The organism is Ruegeria sp. YTSC230 (assembly GCF_059609665.1).
Genome location: NZ_JBXWMC010000001.1, coordinates 624,570 through 641,758 on the forward strand (window position 1 = coordinate 624,570; position 17,189 = coordinate 641,758).

General features: G+C 56.2%; 19 protein-coding genes and 1 other RNA gene. 13 read left to right on the plus strand and 7 right to left on the minus strand.

The genetic code is table 11. The features are described from left to right. The first annotated feature begins 79 nt into the window (after positions 1–79). Entirely contained in the window at positions 80–643 is a 564-nt protein-coding gene (locus AC2FD9_RS02960) for a hypothetical protein (protein ID WP_496835316.1), read from the plus strand. Between the two features lie 33 nt (positions 644–676). Here the strand turns inward: AC2FD9_RS02960 and AC2FD9_RS02965 are convergent, their stop codons facing one another. The 7 genes from AC2FD9_RS02965 to AC2FD9_RS02995 form a co-directional block, all read right to left on the minus strand. Continuing rightward, entirely contained in the window at positions 677–1,138 is a 462-nt protein-coding gene (locus AC2FD9_RS02965) for an SspB family protein (protein WP_058271556.1), read from the minus strand. Positions 1,139–1,214: 76 nt separating this feature from the next. Beyond that, positions 1,215–2,468, minus strand: coding sequence for a chromate efflux transporter (gene chrA / locus AC2FD9_RS02970; RefSeq protein ID WP_109311561.1), 1,254 nt, complete (start codon positions 2,466–2,468; stop codon positions 1,215–1,217). After that, positions 2,465–3,277 carry a chromate resistance protein ChrB domain-containing protein gene (locus AC2FD9_RS02975; RefSeq protein WP_496835318.1) on the minus strand — a complete coding sequence of 271 codons (813 nt, stop codon included), beginning with the start codon at positions 3,275–3,277 and terminating at the stop codon, positions 2,465–2,467. Before AC2FD9_RS02975 ends, chrA begins: the two co-directional genes overlap by 4 nt. A 126-nt stretch (positions 3,278–3,403) precedes the next feature. Beyond that, on the minus strand, positions 3,404–3,835 hold the full coding sequence (locus AC2FD9_RS02980; RefSeq protein ID WP_496835319.1) for an ester cyclase: 432 nt from the start codon (positions 3,833–3,835) through the stop codon (positions 3,404–3,406). Positions 3,836–3,934: 99 nt separating this feature from the next. Next, positions 3,935–4,280, minus strand: a transfer-messenger RNA (tmRNA) gene (gene ssrA / locus AC2FD9_RS02985). A gap of 36 nt (positions 4,281–4,316) precedes the next feature. Then, positions 4,317–4,679 (minus strand): DUF4345 family protein, encoded by a 363-nt coding sequence (locus tag AC2FD9_RS02990; RefSeq protein WP_496835320.1) that lies wholly within the window; start codon positions 4,677–4,679, stop codon positions 4,317–4,319. A gap of 10 nt (positions 4,680–4,689) precedes the next feature. Further along, positions 4,690–5,421, minus strand: a complete 732-nt coding sequence (locus tag AC2FD9_RS02995) for a FadR/GntR family transcriptional regulator (RefSeq protein ID WP_058271561.1) — start codon at positions 5,419–5,421, stop codon at positions 4,690–4,692. Positions 5,422–5,507: 86 nt separating this feature from the next. Here AC2FD9_RS02995 and AC2FD9_RS03000 point away from each other — a divergent pair, with 86 nt between their 5' ends. From AC2FD9_RS03000 to bamA, 12 genes are all read left to right on the plus strand, one after another. After that, entirely contained in the window at positions 5,508–6,299 is a 792-nt protein-coding gene (locus tag AC2FD9_RS03000; RefSeq protein WP_496835321.1) for a DUF2182 domain-containing protein, read from the plus strand. 4 nt (positions 6,300–6,303) lie between these two features. After that, positions 6,304–7,008, plus strand: a complete 705-nt coding sequence (locus AC2FD9_RS03005) for a DUF1326 domain-containing protein (protein ID WP_282118485.1) — start codon at positions 6,304–6,306, stop codon at positions 7,006–7,008. Further along, entirely contained in the window at positions 7,008–7,514 is a 507-nt protein-coding gene (locus AC2FD9_RS03010; RefSeq protein WP_496835322.1) for a DinB family protein, read from the plus strand. The genes AC2FD9_RS03005 and AC2FD9_RS03010 overlap by 1 nt, the downstream gene beginning before the upstream one ends. Next, positions 7,515–8,618, plus strand: coding sequence for a dimethylsulfoniopropionate demethylase (locus AC2FD9_RS03015; RefSeq protein ID WP_496835324.1), 1,104 nt, complete (start codon positions 7,515–7,517; stop codon positions 8,616–8,618). It begins immediately after the preceding gene. Positions 8,619–8,676: 58 nt separating this feature from the next. Beyond that, a complete protein-coding gene (gene acuI / locus AC2FD9_RS03020) occupies positions 8,677–9,672 on the plus strand; it encodes an acryloyl-CoA reductase (RefSeq protein ID WP_472723727.1) in 996 nt (331 codons plus the stop codon). A gap of 185 nt (positions 9,673–9,857) precedes the next feature. Continuing rightward, complete coding sequence (gene frr / locus AC2FD9_RS03025; protein ID WP_058271567.1) at positions 9,858–10,421, plus strand: ribosome recycling factor; 564 nt, start codon at positions 9,858–9,860, stop codon at positions 10,419–10,421. Positions 10,422–10,430: 9 nt separating this feature from the next. After that, on the plus strand, positions 10,431–11,162 hold the full coding sequence (uppS, locus tag AC2FD9_RS03030) for an undecaprenyl pyrophosphate synthase (protein ID WP_282118480.1): 732 nt from the start codon (positions 10,431–10,433) through the stop codon (positions 11,160–11,162). Then, positions 11,159–11,941, plus strand: coding sequence for a phosphatidate cytidylyltransferase (locus AC2FD9_RS03035; protein WP_496695407.1), 783 nt, complete (start codon positions 11,159–11,161; stop codon positions 11,939–11,941). The genes uppS and AC2FD9_RS03035 overlap by 4 nt, the downstream gene beginning before the upstream one ends. Beyond that, positions 11,941–13,113: a 1-deoxy-D-xylulose-5-phosphate reductoisomerase gene (gene dxr, locus AC2FD9_RS03040; protein ID WP_496835327.1), complete on the plus strand. Its 1,173-nt coding sequence runs from the start codon at positions 11,941–11,943 to the stop codon at positions 13,111–13,113. Before AC2FD9_RS03035 ends, dxr begins: the two co-directional genes overlap by 1 nt. A gap of 4 nt (positions 13,114–13,117) precedes the next feature. Further along, positions 13,118–14,470 (plus strand): RIP metalloprotease RseP, encoded by a 1,353-nt coding sequence (gene rseP, locus AC2FD9_RS03045; RefSeq protein ID WP_282118477.1) that lies wholly within the window; start codon positions 13,118–13,120, stop codon positions 14,468–14,470. An 89-nt stretch (positions 14,471–14,559) separates the two neighbouring features. Beyond that, positions 14,560–14,688, plus strand: coding sequence for a hypothetical protein (locus tag AC2FD9_RS03050; protein WP_282118476.1), 129 nt, complete (start codon positions 14,560–14,562; stop codon positions 14,686–14,688). A gap of 126 nt (positions 14,689–14,814) precedes the next feature. Further along, positions 14,815–17,175, plus strand: a complete 2,361-nt coding sequence (gene bamA, locus AC2FD9_RS03055; protein ID WP_472723732.1) for an outer membrane protein assembly factor BamA — start codon at positions 14,815–14,817, stop codon at positions 17,173–17,175. Positions 17,176–17,189: the final 14 nt, after the last annotated feature.

Sequence of the window (17,189 nt, forward strand, 5' to 3'; positions counted from 1 at the left end):
TTTGATACACAGGTACTAGGACCATTGTGTGCGCCTGTGACTGGGGTAGAATGGCAAGATCAAAACGCTGGAGGGTCAGGTGCTGCAATTTAACCGGGTTAATCCGCTGCGGCTTATCGCATTCGCGGTGGGTGCCGTATTCTGGCTTGTCTTTGCCAATCTTCAGGCCCAGGCCGGGGACATCACGCCCTTTATCGGGGATTACGTCGGTTCAGCCAATTTAGTTGATGATGATGGTACCGAAACCCCACGCGATATGAGCGTTTCGATCCATGAAACGAAAGAAGGGTTCAACGTCAGTTGGAAGACCACGACCTATAAGCCGGATGGCCGGGTCAAAGATCAATCCTTCTCGATCGATTTCAAGCAATCTGACAGGTCAGACGTGTATTCAGCGGCGATGAAGCGCAATGTGTTTGGTCACGAGGTGCCCCTGGACCCGATGCAGGGTGAACCGTTCGTCTGGGGCCGGATCGAGGGCGAGACTCTGACGGTGTTTTCGTTGTTCATTGATGAAAACGGTGGCTATGAATTGCAGCAGTTCGATCGCACACTGGCCGACGGTGGGCTTAACCTGTCTTTTTCGCGGTTCCGTAGCGGGGTTAAATCCCGCTCGGTCGATACGTTCCTCGAAAAACAGTAAACCCCGCGAGAGGCGGGGTTTGTAAGTCTGAGCCTACTTTCTGAAGCTGTCCAGTGAAACGACATCCGCGTCTTGCTGGACCGGCGTTTCCTCAACCTCAATCGATTCTTCGACGATATGGGTCGCAACCTCTTCTTCGTCTTCCGGACTTTCGAAACGCAGTCCGAATTCAACCGACGGATCCACGAAGGTTTTGATCGCATCATACGGAATATAAAGCGGTTCTGGAGCGTCACCGAAATTCAGCGTGATCGCGAAACCGTTGTCGCCGACATCAAGGTTTTCGAACCAGTGCTGCATGACGACCGTCATTTCTTCGGGGTAGCGTTCGCGCAGCCAGTCGGCCAGTTCAACTCCGTCCTGCCGTGTGTCGAAGGTGATGAAGAAATGATGCGCCCCAGGCAGACCGTTTTCAGAAACGTTGGTCAGAACCTTCTGAATGAGGCCGCGCATGGCGGTGTGCATCAGGGTTCCATAGTCAATGTCCTGCGACATGTTTCATCCTCAAAAGTGGTTATCTCAAGCATAGGGGATTCGTTCGGAAACGAAAGACCGGGAGTTGGTGGATTGTTCAAAGAAAATGAAATCCTACTCCGGCCATGGCCATCAGGGCCAAGGTCATTCCCATGCCGAATTTTAGCTTGAATATCAACACCCCGGCCATGAATGTTAAAAGCAGCGCTTTTATGTTGAGTGTTGCAAGTTCGGGCCATGGGATGGTTAGGGGTCCCCATGCCAATTCCGGGATTGTTCCGAAAAGAACGTTAAGAGCAAACCACACGGAAAGGTTGAGAATCACACCGACAACCGCCGCCGTTATCCCGTGCAGGGCTGCGGACAGCCGTGGACGGGCGGCCAGTTGGTCCAGATAAGGTGCGGCAAGGAAGATCCACAGGAAACACGGAACAAACGTGGCCCATAGGGCCACCGCACCAGCGGCAAGTGCTAAAGGGATCCCGCCTGAGATCTGCCCTGTCAGCATTGCCACAAACTGTGTGACCAGGATCAGAGGACCGGGTGTCGTCTCCGCCAGCCCCAGCGCATCAATCATCTGATCCGTGCTGATCCACTGATATTTGTCCACGACGGTTTGGGTCATATATGCCAGAACCGCATAGGCGCCGCCGAACGTAACAACTGCCAGGCGGGCGAAAAACCACCCGAGATCGCTCAGCAATTTCTGACCAGTAACGCTCAGCAACACCAATGGGCCAAGCCATAGGGTCAGCCAGATTGCACAGGTGCGCAGCGGGCGCGTCGCACTTGGGGCAGGGGGCGTTTGGGCGGTGTTGGCCTCACCCTTGAAGCTCAGATACCCCCAAAGCGCTGCAGCCAGAATGATCAAGGGAAAAGGCAGGTTAAAGGCAAAGATTGCGACAAAGCCCAATCCGGCGATTGCCCGGTGCTCCACGTCGGTCAGGGCTTTGCGTGACAGGTTTCTAAGCGCCTGAAGAACAATGATAATGACCGTTGCCTTCACCCCAAGGAAAGCGGCCTGAACCAGAGGCAGGTCCCCAAAAGCTGCGTAAAGCCCGACTAAAACGGCGATGATCAACGCGCCGGGAATGACGAACAGGCCGCCAGCGATCAACCCTCCGGTCACGCCGCGCAGCCGCCAGCCGGCATATGTGGCAAGTTGCATGGCCTCGGGACCAGGCAATAGCATGCAAAGAGACAGCGCCCGCAGATACGATTGTTCGTCCAGCCACGGACGTTTTTCCACCAATTCCTGATGCATCAGTGAGATTTGCGCCGCAGGCCCCCCAAAGGACAAAAGCCCGATGCGACCAAAGATACGGACCAGCTCCGATAGGGTCGGGGTCATGATTTGCGATCCATTGGCCAGTCGTGTTGTTCTTCAAACCCGTCGCGCGCCCAGCGATACAACGCATCGTACAGATACATTCCTGCATCAAGGTTTTCGTGATCGTCACGGTATTGCCGGGACAACCCGACAGAGACTGCAAGCAACCCGGCGGCTTCTGGTGCGAGTTCATGGCGATTGGTGTCTGCGGCCCTAACGATCGTTGCAAGCCGATCCAGCGCGGGCGTGTGCAGTGCGAATTCGTCCAGCATGGTGTCAAAGGTGCATTTGTCTTGCCGGTGGCTCCAATGAGCGCCTTCGATGTCAAAAGGGGTCGCGTCAAATATTGCAGCGGTGGCGTCGACTTCCGACGGGGCAACAAACAGGAACCGGGCTTTTGGGTCCACAAACCGCCGGATCAGCCAAGGGCAGGCGATGCGATCGATCTTTGGTCGGTGCCGGGTCACCCAAAGGGAACCTTTGGGCTGCATCGAGAACGCTTTCGCAGGCACACGCGGAGCGTCCGGTATGTCTCGCCACGCAAACATGCCGCCCTCCAGATACTCGGCCTGCACACCTTCGCCCCGCAACAAAGAAACGACGGCTTGGCTGAGCTTTTTGCCTTTCTGGCAAATTACGACTGCAGGTCGGTCACCGATCAGGTTGACCAGCCCTTCGATATCCTTCGCAGGATGGCGTATAGAGCCTGGGATAAGATAGGGGTCAGCCTCAAAATCCGCATCCATACAGATGTCAATCAGTATGGGGGATTGCGGCGTGCCGATCAGTCTTAACAATTGCTTTGGGGTGATCGAGTTTGGTGCGGGCACAGCATGTCTCCTGGTTTTGTCGGATACATGCGAAACTTGGGCTGACGCCTCACGGGGTGTTCGCAATCTTACCCCATGGCACTTGCTACCGCGTAAGCGCTGAGGGGGTCAAGATTGCTTATATCGTCAAGCCCAATCCAGCCTTTGACCGGTCATACACACAGGCAATGTGTCCTGCGGGAACTGGCCGAGCTGTTCGAAGAGTGAGATGAAATCGAACTGGTTATACGCTTCAACCATGCGCCCGTTTTTAATCCGCCCCATGACGCTGCCCGTGGCTTGAAGCGGGGCACCATTATCGGCGCGCGTTGTGCGCAGGTGAATGATGGCGGATACCCAATCGCCGTTTTCGATGATTTTGGGCATATCGACCTGAATGTCCCCAAGGACATGGCGAAAGGCCATGACCAGATCCCGGAAATCATCCGCACCGACCTGCATTTCCGGAATAAGCCCTTCAGCCATGGCTTCGGGGGCGAAATATTGGTCAATCGCGTCGGTATTGCCGTTTTCCCAAACCTCGGAATACCACTCTCTGAGTAGATCTGCGTGCGACATCCCAGCTCTCCTTATTCTGCTGGGGTAAGCATGAGACCAAATAGTGAAAAAACTCTGAACATGAACATGCTCAGCGAAAAACTCAGACTTTAAGTGGAAGGTGCAGGTTTCTGTTGCCAGGTACCTGCGAACCCCGCCTTACGCGGCTAGGCGCAAGGGCTTAAGTTTCGGTCTTGCTACTGCTTACGCAGCAACTGCAACCGGAGCACGATTGTCATTTGCAATTGTACTTTTCGGGCCGATACGGTGGCACCCCGCCGAGACAAAGCTAACCCCTTTAGACGTTCGTCGATCCTATTTCGGCCCCATGATCCCCAAATGAAGGATGTTGGTGGAGCCGCCGGGTACCGCCCCCGGGTCCGATCCGCTTATTACGAGCGCGTTTATGTCCATAGTCCCGAAGGACATACCCTATATAGGTGAGCCAGCAGCCGGATGCAAACCGGGAATCTTGCCGGGCGTTGGAAATAATTACAGTGGGTTAGGCGGCCCTATTGATGTTGGCCAGTATCAGCCAAAGTGCAAGAACCAGTTCGATTCCACCAAAAGTAGCCGCCTTGACCAGTGGTGGGTTGTCCAGAAAAACCGAAACAAACCGGCCCAATGCCGCGCCCGCGTAGACAACCCCCAGCATGGTGTAGGCCATCGGGTTGTTGAGGAATAAAACAGCCACGCCAGTGACGACGAAAAGCCCGCCGACCGAAGCACGCATCTCGCTCAGACCCATGTTGCTGTTGGTGGTGCTTAGATCTAGCGCACCCAAGGTAAAGCTGGGCGCGAGAAACCCGAACAGGCCGAACCCAATGGTCATAAGGGCTGCAATCACGTTCAAAGCGGTGGTCATTTCAATTTCCTTACGCCGGATTACGTCTTTGCTGCGCCACGTCTTGCGCCAATTGTCTTGTGTAGCTCTCAAGCTCAACTAGCGTCGCGTCCACTTTGGTCGAGTCGCGATCTTCCAGCGCGTCGGCGATCTGATTGTGGAAGGCAATAATTGCTTCCCGGGACCGCGCTGTGAAAGTGATCATGTTCATCAGCGGCTGCATGGCTTCGACCGCGCCGGCCAGTTGATAAGACAGTACGGGATTGCCGGCACCATCAACCAGCGCCCGGTGAAACGCCACGTCCGAGGCGCAGAATGCCTCATCCGTCAGGCCGGGTTGGGATTGGCGGTGAACTTCGGCTCGCATGGTGGCCAACTGATCCGCTGTACGGCGCTGTGCGGACAAGGCGGCGCAGGCGCGTTCGAGCGCGAAGCGCGCTTCGCAGGCGGTGTCGAAACTGACTGCATTCATCGACAGTAGCAGGGTCGAGGTCGTGATCTGTTGGGAATACGCGCCCTCGAAACTTAACCGGTTCACAAATGCACCACCGCTTGCACCACGTTGCGTGCGGATCAGGGATTGCGCTGCAAGACGCTTCAAAGCCTCCCGCACGGTTGGGCGAGATACCTGGAATTGCTCGGACAATTCCGCCTCGGAGGGCAAACGTTCATCCACGATCAATTCGCCCGAGATGATCGCGTCACGAATGGCCTGAGCGATCTGCGCAGACAGATCAGCAGGCTTCTTGGGGTCAATTTTCATATTCAGGGGACCGTTGGTGAATTTTTATTTGTCTGACATTTAAAAGTCTGACATTTGAAAAGCAAGGACTGAGTCGGGAGGAGCGCGTGAGTCGCACAGTTCTACGCACCGCATTTTGGCTGGGGTTTTATGCCCTGATCCTGTCCGCGTGGTGGGTCATGTTCACCATGAGCCGCGACATGGATCTGGATTGGATCGGTCGTCCTGGTCCAATGGGACAGGCCATGGCCGCGATGGATCCGCGGATGGACATGTATATGCCCATGGCCGAGTTTGGCCCGCTGTTCTGGATGTGGGCTATCATGATGGCGGCGATGATGCTGCCGACGCTCGTGCCGACGTTGCGCAGCTATGACGATCTGATCCGCAGCGCCAATGGCTCGCGCGCAGGTTGGTTGGGTGTTCTGTCCGGGTATTTGGTCGTCTGGGTTGGCTTTGCAGCTTTGATCACCGGTGTTCAGTTGGCGCTATTGTTTGGTGGGGTCGTTGACATGCTGGGCATTGGTAAATCCGGGTATTTCGCGGGCGGCCTAATGATCACCGTCGGCGCATTTCAGTTCACCCGCGCGAAAGAGGTCTGCCACGGCGTCTGCCACGCCCCCATGACCTATTTCCTGGGGCACTGGAAAACCGGGTTCACTGGCGGATTGCGCATGGGGCTGGGACTGGGCGCATTCTGTGTGGGCTGCTGCTGGGGCTTCATGGCGCTTGGTTTTGTTGGCGGTGTCATGAGCCTGTTGTGGATGGGTCTCGCGACCCTGTTCATGGTTTTGGAGAAACTACCCCAGATCGGGCACGCAGTGACCCGACCGATGGGAATTGCATTGATTGCGGGCGGTCTTGTTCTGCTCGTCTATCCAATAAGCTACGGAGGATAAGCCTATGGCTAAGAACAGAAAACCCGAGGCCGACAAGCTGCCGATCAGTCAGCGCATTGACAGCCGTATGCCTAATCCCAAGCGGCGCGAGATGAGCCCGACGGATTGGGCAATCAAAGGCGAATTGATCCTGAACTGCTCGTGCGATGTGTTCTGCCCCTGCGTGGTTTCGTTGGGCGCGCATCCTCCGACCGAGGGACACTGCCACGCGTGGATGGGTATTATCGTTGATGAGGGCCACTATGAAGGCGAAGACCTGTCCGGTCTGAACGTCGGGTTGCTGGTCGATATTCCGGGCCGAATGGGTGAAGGACAGTGGAAAGTGGCCGCTTATGTCGATGAGCGTGCCAGCGGCAAGGCCTACAACGGGCTGTTGCAAATCTTCAGCGGTCAAGCGGGCGGGACCACCGGTTTGTTTACCATGCTGGTCAGCGAGATTATCGGGGCCGAGCGCGCTCCCGTTCAGATTGAACGCGATGGCAACAAACGTCGCATCGCGATTGGCCGCAAGATTCAGGGTGAAATTGAGATGCTGGGCGGCAAGGACCCCGAGCATCCGGTCATGGTGTCAAACTCGAAATATTGGATGGGTCCGGACATCATCGTGGCCCGCGGCACCAAGTCCAAGGTGCGCGACTACGGCCGTGTCTGGGATTTTGGCGGAAAATCTGCCGAAATCTGCCCAATTGACTGGCATGGGCCAAAGTGATGATCACCGCCGCTTATGCGCAAGAGATGGCCCGATATAATCACTGGCAAAACAGCCAGTTGAAAGGGTTTCTTACCGCACTTTCGAATGAGGAACTGACCCGCGAGCGCGGAGCTTTTTTTGGTTCGATCCTGGGCACGGCAAATCATTTGCTTTGGGGGGACTGGATATGGATGTCGCGGTTTGACAAAGGGCAGGGTCCCGGCGGCGGCATCCCGGAAAGCCCGTCACTGTGCATCGATCTGGCAGAATGGTTGCCGCTGCGCGATCAGATTGACCAGCGGACTACCCAACGGGCCGCGTCCTTGAATGACGAGGACCTGCGCGGCCCGTTCACATGGTTCTCGGCCGCCAAAGAGGCCGATGTCACGAAGCCGTATGCACAATGCGTCATCCATTTCTTCAACCACCAAACACATCACCGGGGCCAGCTGCATCAAATGCTGACCGAAACAGGTTCTGCTGCACCGGTGAGCGATCTGGTTTTTCTGCCTGAGGAGGCTTAAGTGGCTCAGATCTCACTCTCGCGTCGCCTGCGCCGAACACCTTTTTCTGATGGTGTCGAAGCTGCTGGGGTTAAAGGATATACGGTTTATAACCGTATGTTATTGCCCACTGTTTTTGAATCCGCCGAAGCGGACTACCGGCATCTGAAAACCCATGTGCAGGTTTGGGATGTTTCCTGCGAACGGCAGGTCGAACTGCGTGGGCCGGATGCCGCGCGGCTGATGCAAATGCTGACGCCACGGGATCTGCGGAGGATGCTGCCCGGTCAGTGCTTTTACGTTCCCATTGTCGATGAAACAGGGGGAATGCTGAATGATCCTGTGGCGGTGAAGCTCTCGGAAGATCGGTGGTGGATTTCGATTGCCGACAGTGACTTGCTGCTTTGGGTCAAGGGCATTGCCAACGGATACCGTCTGGATGTGCTGGTCGACGAACCCGATGTGTCTCCGCTGGCGATACAGGGGCCGAAGGCGGATGACCTGCTGGCCCGTGTTTTTGGCGACCGGGTGCGTGACATTCGTTTCTTTAAATTCGACAAGTTCGAGTTCGAGGGACGTGAACTCGCAATCGCACGGTCTGGTTATTCCAAACAAGGTGGTTTCGAAATCTATGTCGAGGGTTCGGACATCGGTATGCCCTTGTGGAGCGCCCTTTTCGCGGCGGGTGAAGACCTGCACGTCCGCGCGGGCTGTCCCAATCTAATCGAACGGATTGAGGGTGGGTTACTGTCATACGGCAACGACATGACCGACGACAACACGCCGCATGAATGCGGTTTGGGTAAGTTCTGTAACACCCATACGGCGATCGGTTGTATTGGCCGAGACGCTCTGCTGCGCGTGGCCAAGGAGGGTCCGGTTCAACAAATCCGTCCGATCGCAATCGACGGCGAAGCTGTACCATCATGCGACCGCCCTTGGCCGGTAGTGGCTGCAGGCAAGCGGATTGGCCAGATTACGTCGGCCGCTTGGTCCCCGGATTTCGACACCAATGTGTCAATCGGTATGGTCAAGCTGAGCCATTGGGAACCCGGCACACGGATCGAAGTTGAAGCCCCCGATGGGATGCGTGGTGCGACCGTGCGGGACAAATTCTGGATTTGAACGACATATCTCGGATCAGCACTGGCTGGTGACTGATTTAAAAGAAAGGAAAGTTTAAATGTTCAATGCGTTGGTAATGGATAAGGACGAAGACAGCGGACTGGCAAGCGCTTCGGTCAAACAGCTTTCCGTTGGGGATCTGCCCCATGGCGAAGTGACAATCGCTGTTGAGTATTCAACCGTGAACTACAAGGACGGCCTTTGTATGTCGCCGAAGGGCGGCGGGCTGGTGCGCAGCTATCCGCACGTGCCCGGCGTTGATTACAGCGGCACGGTCGAGGCGTCCTCGGACGATCGCTACAAACCCGGCGACAAAGTCGTTCTGACCGGTTGGCGCGTGGGTGAAGCGCATTGGGGCGGATATTCCCAAAAAGCCAACGCCTTGGCGGATTGGCTAGTTCCCTTGCCCGAAGGTCTGGACACACGTCAGGCCATGGCAGTGGGCACGGCCGGTTTCACAGCGATGTTGGCGGTTATGGCACTTGAGGATCAAGGCATGCAGCCGGGTCATGGTCCAGTGCTTGTTACCGGGGCCGCTGGTGGTGTTGGTTCGGTTGCTACCGCCATTCTGGCCAATTTGGGCTATGAGGTGGCTGCCGTGACAGGCCGGCCAGAGGCGGGTGAATATCTGAAATCACTCGGCGCCACCACGATTGTCCCACGCGAGGATCTCAATGAAACTGTGAAACGCCCACTGGAAAGCGAGTCCTGGGCCGGGTGTATTGACGCAGTGGGGGGCGAGATGTTGGCCCGAGTGCTGGGTCAGATGAAATATGGTGCCTCAGTCGCAGCCGTTGGTCTGGCCGGAGGGGCAGGGCTGCCCGCAAGCGTCATTCCGTTCCTGTTGCGCGGTGTCAACCTGTTGGGCATCGATAGTGTGATGCAGCCCTATGACAACCGGGTTCGCGCATGGCAACGCGTCGCAACCGACCTGCCGATGGACAAGCTTGAGGCAATGGTTCATCCCGCGACGCTGAGCGATCTGCCTCAATTGGGGGCGGATATTCTGAAAGGGCAGGTCAAAGGCCGTGTTGTTGTCGATGTAAACGCCTGATTCCTATGCACTTGGTCGAACCGGCTGACATCGGTGTTGGCCGGTTCAGTTGCCATTGAAAGAACCCGAAAATGCCAGAAACACCTCTGGTCATTGGCTCAATTCCGGATCATCATTGCTATACATCCCAATTGCGATGGACTATGAGCCATGCAAACATCACCTGAAGACGGGGAGTGAGCAGCATGTCTGACGATTTTGAACTAGACACCGACGATCTGAAGCGCCGTATGGATGGCGCCATGGGTAACCTTAGAACCGAATTCGCTTCACTACGAACAGGCCGTGCGTCGGCGTCGATGCTGGAACCAGTTATGGTTGATGCCTATGGGTCGATGACCCCAATCAATCAGGTCGGTACCGTAAACGTCCCCGAACCGCGTATGGTGACGGTGAATGTTTGGGACAAAGGCCTGGTGGGCAAGGTTGAAAAAGCGATCCGTGAAAGCGGTCTGGGCATCAACCCCCAGCTGAACGGCACCATCATCATGCTGCCGATCCCCGAATTGAACGAAGAACGACGCCGCGAGCTGGGCAAGGTTGCCGGGCAATATGCCGAGCACGCCCGTGTTTCGATCCGTAACGTCCGTCGCGATGGCATGGACCAGATCAAGAAAGCCAAGGCTGACGGCATGTCAGAAGACGATCAGAAGTTCTGGGAAAGTGAAGTCCAGGACCTGACCGACCAGATGATCAAGAACGTAGACGCCGCGCTTGAAACCAAGCAGGCCGAGATCATGCAGGTCTGAGCCCGCATTATGCCTGACACAACTCAACCCTCACCCGCTATCGGGCCACGCCACGTAGCCATCATAATGGATGGGAACGGGCGTTGGGCGCAGGCGCGCAACCGGCCCAGGCTGTTTGGGCATCAGGCCGGTGCCCGGCGGGTACGAGAAGTGGTTGAGGCCTGTCCGGAATTGGGCATCAAGTATCTGACCGTCTTTGCCTTCTCGACCGAGAATTGGAAACGGACCCAGGTGGAAGTCGCCGGCTTGATGAGCCTGTTTCGACGGTACATCATCAAAGAAGCACGCAACTTGACCAAAGCCGGTGTGCGCGTACGCTTTATTGGTGATCGGGTTCGGCTGGATTCCAAGCTGACCGAACTGATGGACACTTTAGAGGCTGCAACTCAACACAACGACCTGGTGCATCTGACCATTGCGTTAAATTATGGCGGGCGGGATGAAGTTGCCCGGGCGACCAAACGGTTGGCGCGTGACGTCGCCGAAGGTCGCTTGCGCCCCGAAGATGTGGACGAGGAAACCCTGCCCAAGTATTTGGATACACATGTTCTTCCCGATCCGGATTTGGTGATCCGGACCAGTGGCGAAGCCCGTATATCCAACTTTCTTTTGTGGCAATCGGCCTATTCGGAATACGAATTCATCGACACGCTCTGGCCCGACTTCACCTCGGCCGAGCTGGAACGGCTGTGCCGAAACTTTGGAAGCCGTGACCGGCGGTTCGGAGCGGTTCCGGCATGAGCGAGGGCCGATGGTCTGACCTAACCGCCCGTGTTCTGTCTGCTGCGGTGCTTGTGTGCATCGGCTCGGTCGAAGTGTGGCTGGGCGGCCTGTGGTTCGAAGGCTTTATCGCAATCGCCTGCGGATTGATGACTTGGGAACTGGTGCGGATGATCGATCCGGACCGCAATGGTGTGGCGATCCAGTTGGGCATCCTCACCGGTGTTGCTGTCGTTCTTAGCTATCATCTTCCGCCGCTTTATACGCTGCCATTCCTGCTTGCGCCGGCCTTGGTCGGAGCAGGGCAGATCAGTCGATCCAAGGGGATCTACGCGCTTTTCGCTTTCTGGATTGCTGCATCGGGTCTGGGCTTCATCTCAATCCGCGAAAACATGGGGTTCGGCTGGATGGTCTGGCTTATCTCGGTGGTCGTGGCAACGGATGTTGCAGGATACTTTGTTGGCAAAACCTTTGGCGGCCCTAAGTTCTGGCCTAAGGTCAGCCCAAAGAAAACATGGTCGGGCACCGCAGGCGGGTGGGCAGCAGCAGCTTTGGTTGGCACGATCTTTGCCGTTCATGCCGGCTTTGGCGTCATGTTTGTGGTAATTTCGGTGCTTGCGTCGATGGCCAGCCAGGCCGGGGACATTGTCGAAAGCGCAACAAAGCGCAAATTTACGGTCAAAGACAGCTCGAACCTGATACCAGGTCATGGCGGGTTTCTGGATCGCTTTGACGGCATGATGGGCGCGGCCCTGTTCGTTTTGATAGCCGGGATTCTCTATTCCCCCGGAGCGATGTGATGCGCAAAATCTCAATCTTCGGCGCGACCGGATCAATTGGGCAAAATACGATTGATCTGATTGATCGCGACCCCGCGTCCTATGACGTCGTCGCTCTGACGGGCGGGGCGAATATCGAAAAGCTGGCGGAAGATGCCCGGCGTTTGAACGCCGATGTGGCAGTTACGGCCTATGAAGACCGGTTGGATGATCTGCGCACGGCCCTTGCGGGCTCGGGCGTCAAAGTGGCCGCTGGTCAAAATGCGCTGACGGAAGCTGCGGCACGGCCTGCCGATTGGGTTATGTCGGCCATTGTGGGCGCCGCCGGTCTGGAACCGGGCCTTGAAGTGCTCAGGCAGGGCGGCACGTTGGCGTTGGCCAATAAGGAAACGCTTGTCTGCGCCGGTGCGTTGGTTCTTGAGACGGCCAAAGCGAACAATGCGCGACTTTTGCCGGTCGACAGCGAACATTCAGCCGTATTTCAGGCGCTTGTCGGCGAGGATATGTCTGCGGTCGAGCGTATCATCATCACAGCAAGTGGCGGCGCGTTCCGCGATTGGCCACTGAGCAAGCTAGCGCATGCAACAGTCGAGCAAGCCTCGAGCCATCCGAACTGGGAAATGGGGCAGCGGATCACAATCGACAGCGCGTCAATGTTCAACAAAGCGCTGGAGCTGATTGAAACCAAAGAATTCTTCGGCGTGTCTCCGGATCAGATCGAAGTGCTGGTGCACCCGGAATCCATCGTTCATGCCTTAGTCGGGTTCCAGGACGGCGCTGTCATGGCCCATATGGGCGCCCCGGATATGCGCCATGCCATCGGGTACGCTCTCCACTGGCCCGACCGGAAGGGTTTGCCGGTCGAACGGTTGGACCTTGGCAAACTTGGGCAGCTGAGGTTCAGTGAACCCGATGAGGCGCGGTATCCCGCGCTGCGCTTGGCGCGCGCCGTGATGGAACGCGGCGGCCTGTCAGGTGCTGTGTTCAACGCCGCCAAAGAACGGGCGTTGGATCGGTTCGTCGCGCGCGAAATAGGTTTCCTTCAGATGGCCGACATAGTCGAGGCCGTTCTGGACAGATTCGAGGCCGCAGGTGGCCTTATTGATGCCCCTTTAACTCTTGATAACGTGCTGCAAACGGACCATTTGGCACGTACATGGGTAGATGACATCGTCATCCAACGAGCAGGATAAAATTTTGGACGTACTTTCTCTGATCCCTCAGTTTGGCAATTTGCTGTACACGATCATTGCCTTTGTCATCGCACTTTCGGTGATCGTCGCGGTGCACGAGTACGGCCATTACATCGTTGGACGCTGGTCCGGTATCCATGCCGAGGTGTTCTCGGTCGGGTTTGGCCCGGTTCTCTGGAGCCGCATCGACAAGCGCGGCACGCGGTGGCAGATCGCCGCGCTGCCTTTTGGTGGGTATGTCAAATTCCTGGGCGACGCGAATGCGGCGTCGGGCAAAGACGAAGCCGCGATGGAGGAAATTACCGAGCAGAGCCCGGAGGATTTGCGCCGCACTATGCATGGGGCACCTCTTTGGGCCCGGTCGGCCACAGTTGCAGCAGGTCCGGTTTTCAATTTCATCATGTCGATCCTGGTGTTTGGTCTGATTTTCCTGACCCAGGGGGTGACCAAGGACCCACTGACCGTCGGGACTTTGCACCCTTTACCCGGCACTGTTCAGCAATTGCAGGACGGTGACGAAATCGTCGCCATTGGCGGCGTCGCGGTGCCCGATTTTGACGAGGCGGGCGCGTGGACTGACTTTGTTGACGCGTTGCCGGTGGAACCGGTTCTGGATTATACGGTCATCCGCGATGATCAGACCATGGATGTGACCGGTCCCTGGCTGTTTCCGCCCTTGATTCAGCAGGTTACGCCTCGTAGTGCAGCCATGGATATCGACCTTAAGCGTGGTGATGTCATCACGTCGGTCAATGGGGATCCGATCTTTGCATTTGATCAGTTGAAAGAGCATGTCGAAGGGTCAGACGGGAAAGTTCTGTTGCTGAATGTCTGGCGCGATGGGGCAGATCTTGAGTTCGCACTTGCCCCGCGCCGTACGGACGAACCGCAGTCAGAAGGCGGCTTTGTTACACATTGGCGCATCGGTATCGTTGGCGGGATGATGCTGGAACCCGCGACCGAGGCGGCCGGAGTTCTTGAATCCATTTCGGGTGGTGCGCGTCAAACCCTGCGCATCATAGACGGGTCGCTGTCGGGTATCTGGCACATGGTTACGGGGGCCATTAGCACCTGCAACATGTCTGGCCCGATCGGTATTGCCGAAACCTCAGGGGCGATGGCCAGCCAAGGTGCACAAAGCTTCATCTTCTTTATCGCTGTGTTGTCTACTGCTGTCGGGCTGTTGAACCTGTTTCCGATCCCGGCACTGGATGGCGGGCATCTGGTGTTCTACGCCTATGAGGCCGTGGCAGGTAAACCACCAAGCGATGGCGTACTGAAGGTTCTGATGGGCGTAGGGATATCGCTGATCCTTGGCCTGATGATCTTTTCCGTGTCCAACGATCTGTTCTGCTGATTGTGGTGATATGCGCCAACAAAAGCCGCAATTTCGCCCCAATCCGCGCTTAGTTTGACTGCGTCTAAATTTTTGTGTCAGAGGCTCAAATGACAAAGACGCTGCGGAAATCTTTTCAGAGTTTTAGTTTCCTGTTCATGCTGAACTGGGACTTTCTGTTGTTTTTCGGCGCGACGGCGCTGGCGATTGGTGGCTGGGCTGTCGTAGTCAGCATGTGATTCTCGCCATAATTTGAATACAACTTGCGGCGGCCCACTGGGCCGCTTTGTGTTTTCGTCTTTTGACAAGGAAACTTAATCTCGCTACTCAACAATAAAGTCCTAAAATTCTGGGTAGAGAAAAAAATGACTGATAGGCGAGGCGCAGGCACATCCTGCGGGGGGCAGAAGCCAACAAACAAGATTTTGTGGCAGACGCTACGTATTTTTTCCTTTGTAATTATAGCTAGCTTTACCTTCTTGCCGGAGGTTGCGCGCGCGCAAAGCTACACCATCAATTCGTTCGATGTTGAGGGCAACAGACGGATCGAAAGTTCGACAATTATTGCCCGGACTGGAATTCAACCAGGCCAGACTGTGACTGCCGGACAGTTGAATGATGCGTTTCAGCGTTTGCTTGACAGTGGTGTTTTTGAGACAGTTGAGCTGACGCCGCGCGGGAACACTCTGGTGATTGAGGTCGAAGAATATCCGACGATCAACCAGATCAGCATCGAAGGCAATCGTCGCGTAAAAGACGATCTTCTGCTTGAGGCCATCAATTCTCAGCCCCGCCGGGTTTTCACACCACAGCTTGCCGAAGCGGACGCGGATCAGATCGCTGAAATCTATTCAGCGCAGGGCCGCGTTTCCGCGACCGTCATCCCACGCATCATTCGCCGCAGCGACAACCGCGTCGATCTTGTCTTTGAAATTGCCGAAGGCACCACGATCGAGGTCGAGCGTGTCAGTTTCGTCGGCAACCGGGCATACTCGGATCGCCGCTTGCGCCGGATTCTTGAGACAAAGCAGGCCAACATTCTGCGCACGTTCCTGCGCGGCGACACGTTTATCGCTGACAGGATCGAGTTTGATAAACAAGTCATCCGAGACTTCTATCTGTCGCGCGGATACGTGGATTTCCGCGTGAACAGCGCAAATGTCGAATTTACCCGCGAACGTGACGCGTTCTTCCTGGTGATGAATATCACCGAGGGGCAGAAGTTCTCGTTCGGCAAGATTTCGACCGTCAGTGAAATTCCGGGCGTTGATCCTGCCGCATATCAAGCGGCGTTGAAAATTCGTCCAGGCGTGACCTATTCCCCGTCTCTGATCGAAAGCTCGATCGCTCGTCAGGAACGGTTGGGTTTGAAACAGGGTGTTGATTTCCTGCGGGTCGAACCGCGGGTCACTCGTAACCCACGTGATCTGACGCTGGACGTTCAGTTTGTTCTGACCAGAGGTCCGCGGATCTTTGTTGAACGTATCGACATCGAAGGCAACACAACGACATTGGACCGCGTGATCCGTCGCCAGTTCGATACGGTCGAAGGTGATCCGTTCAACCCGCGCGAAATCCGCCAGAGTGCTGAACGTATCCGTGCCCTTGGGTTCTTTGCCGTGGCAGATGTTGAGCCGCGCGAAGGGTCCACGCCCAGCCAGGTGATTGTGGATGTGGACGTCGAAGAACAGCCCACCGGCTCGCTGAGCCTCGGTGGTAGTTACTCGATTTCCGACGGTTTCGGGATTGCAATTGGCCTGAATGAATCCAACTTCTTGGGTCGCGGCCAAAACCTTGGCTTGACCCTTTCGACGGCGCAGGATTCCGAGCAATACATCATTAACTTCACCGAACCATATTTGCTGGGTCGCCGGTTGCAGTTCGATCTTGGTCTTGGCCTGGCATCGACGAATTCAAGCTTTGCAAGCTACGATACAAAGCGCGTCTTCTTCGAGCCGCAGCTGAGCTACGCTATCAGCGAATTGTCTTCGCTCCGTCTCCGCTATGGTTGGAACCGCAGCGAGATGACGCAGCAGGATGACGAAGTAAACGGTGCTGTTATCGCTTCGGAAATCGAGCAGGGTAAACGGACATCGAGCACGCTGGGTGTATCTTACCTCTATGATAGCCGACGCGGTGGTCTGAACCCGAATGCGGGCGTTTTGTTTGAGGTGGGCGTTGATGCGGCCGGTCTTGGCGGCGACAACGAGTTCTACAAGACCACAGCGCGCGGCATTGCGCAGACACGTGTCCTGAACGAGGAAGTTGTTCTGCGGGCATCGATGGAAGTAGGTGCACTGCATTGGCAGGGCGACGACTTCAGCCGCGTGCTCGACCGCTTCTTGATTGGTCCGAACACGTTCCGTGGCTTTGAACCTGCGGGCCTGGGTCCGCGAGACCTGTCGAACGGCCAGGACGATGCGATCGGTGGTAACTACTACTGGGTTGCCCGCTTTGAATCAGACTTCCCGCTTGGCCTGCCCGAAGAACTGGGTCTGCGCGGCGGTGTGTTCTACGATGTTGGTAACGTCTACAACATCAACAACGTGAACACTGCTGGTGCCGACATCGTGGGTGCGGACGGGTCTGTCCGCCATGTGATCGGTGTGTCGGTTCTGTGGGAAACGCCTTTTGGGCCTCTGCGGTTCAACTTCTCCAAAGCTTTGAAGAAAGAAGACTTCGACAAGGAACAGAACTTTGACCTGACTGTTCAGGCGCGGTTCTGATCGCCAGATGTTGA

Excerpts from the sequence above, each read along its gene's own strand:
- AC2FD9_RS02965 (WP_058271556.1), bottom strand. The coding sequence starts at position 1,138 with ATGTCGCAGGACATTGACTATGGAACCCTGATGCACACCGCCATGCGC.
- chrA (WP_109311561.1), bottom strand. The coding sequence starts at position 2,468 with ATGACCCCGACCCTATCGGAGCTGGTCCGTATCTTTGGTCGCATCGGG.
- AC2FD9_RS02980 (WP_496835319.1), bottom strand. The coding sequence starts at position 3,835 with ATGTCGCACGCAGATCTACTCAGAGAGTGGTATTCCGAGGTTTGGGAA.
- AC2FD9_RS02990 (WP_496835320.1), bottom strand. The coding sequence starts at position 4,679 with ATGACCACCGCTTTGAACGTGATTGCAGCCCTTATGACCATTGGGTTC.
- AC2FD9_RS02995 (WP_058271561.1), bottom strand. The coding sequence starts at position 5,421 with ATGAAAATTGACCCCAAGAAGCCTGCTGATCTGTCTGCGCAGATCGCT.
- AC2FD9_RS03005 (WP_282118485.1), top strand. The coding sequence starts at position 6,304 with ATGGCTAAGAACAGAAAACCCGAGGCCGACAAGCTGCCGATCAGTCAG.
- AC2FD9_RS03010 (WP_496835322.1), top strand. The coding sequence starts at position 7,008 with ATGATCACCGCCGCTTATGCGCAAGAGATGGCCCGATATAATCACTGG.
- acuI (WP_472723727.1), top strand. The coding sequence starts at position 8,677 with ATGTTCAATGCGTTGGTAATGGATAAGGACGAAGACAGCGGACTGGCA.
- frr (WP_058271567.1), top strand. The coding sequence starts at position 9,858 with ATGTCTGACGATTTTGAACTAGACACCGACGATCTGAAGCGCCGTATG.
- uppS (WP_282118480.1), top strand. The coding sequence starts at position 10,431 with ATGCCTGACACAACTCAACCCTCACCCGCTATCGGGCCACGCCACGTA.
- AC2FD9_RS03035 (WP_496695407.1), top strand. The coding sequence starts at position 11,159 with ATGAGCGAGGGCCGATGGTCTGACCTAACCGCCCGTGTTCTGTCTGCT.
- dxr (WP_496835327.1), top strand. The coding sequence starts at position 11,941 with ATGCGCAAAATCTCAATCTTCGGCGCGACCGGATCAATTGGGCAAAAT.
- AC2FD9_RS03050 (WP_282118476.1), top strand. The coding sequence starts at position 14,560 with ATGACAAAGACGCTGCGGAAATCTTTTCAGAGTTTTAGTTTCCTGTTC.
- bamA (WP_472723732.1), top strand. The coding sequence starts at position 14,815 with ATGACTGATAGGCGAGGCGCAGGCACATCCTGCGGGGGGCAGAAGCCA.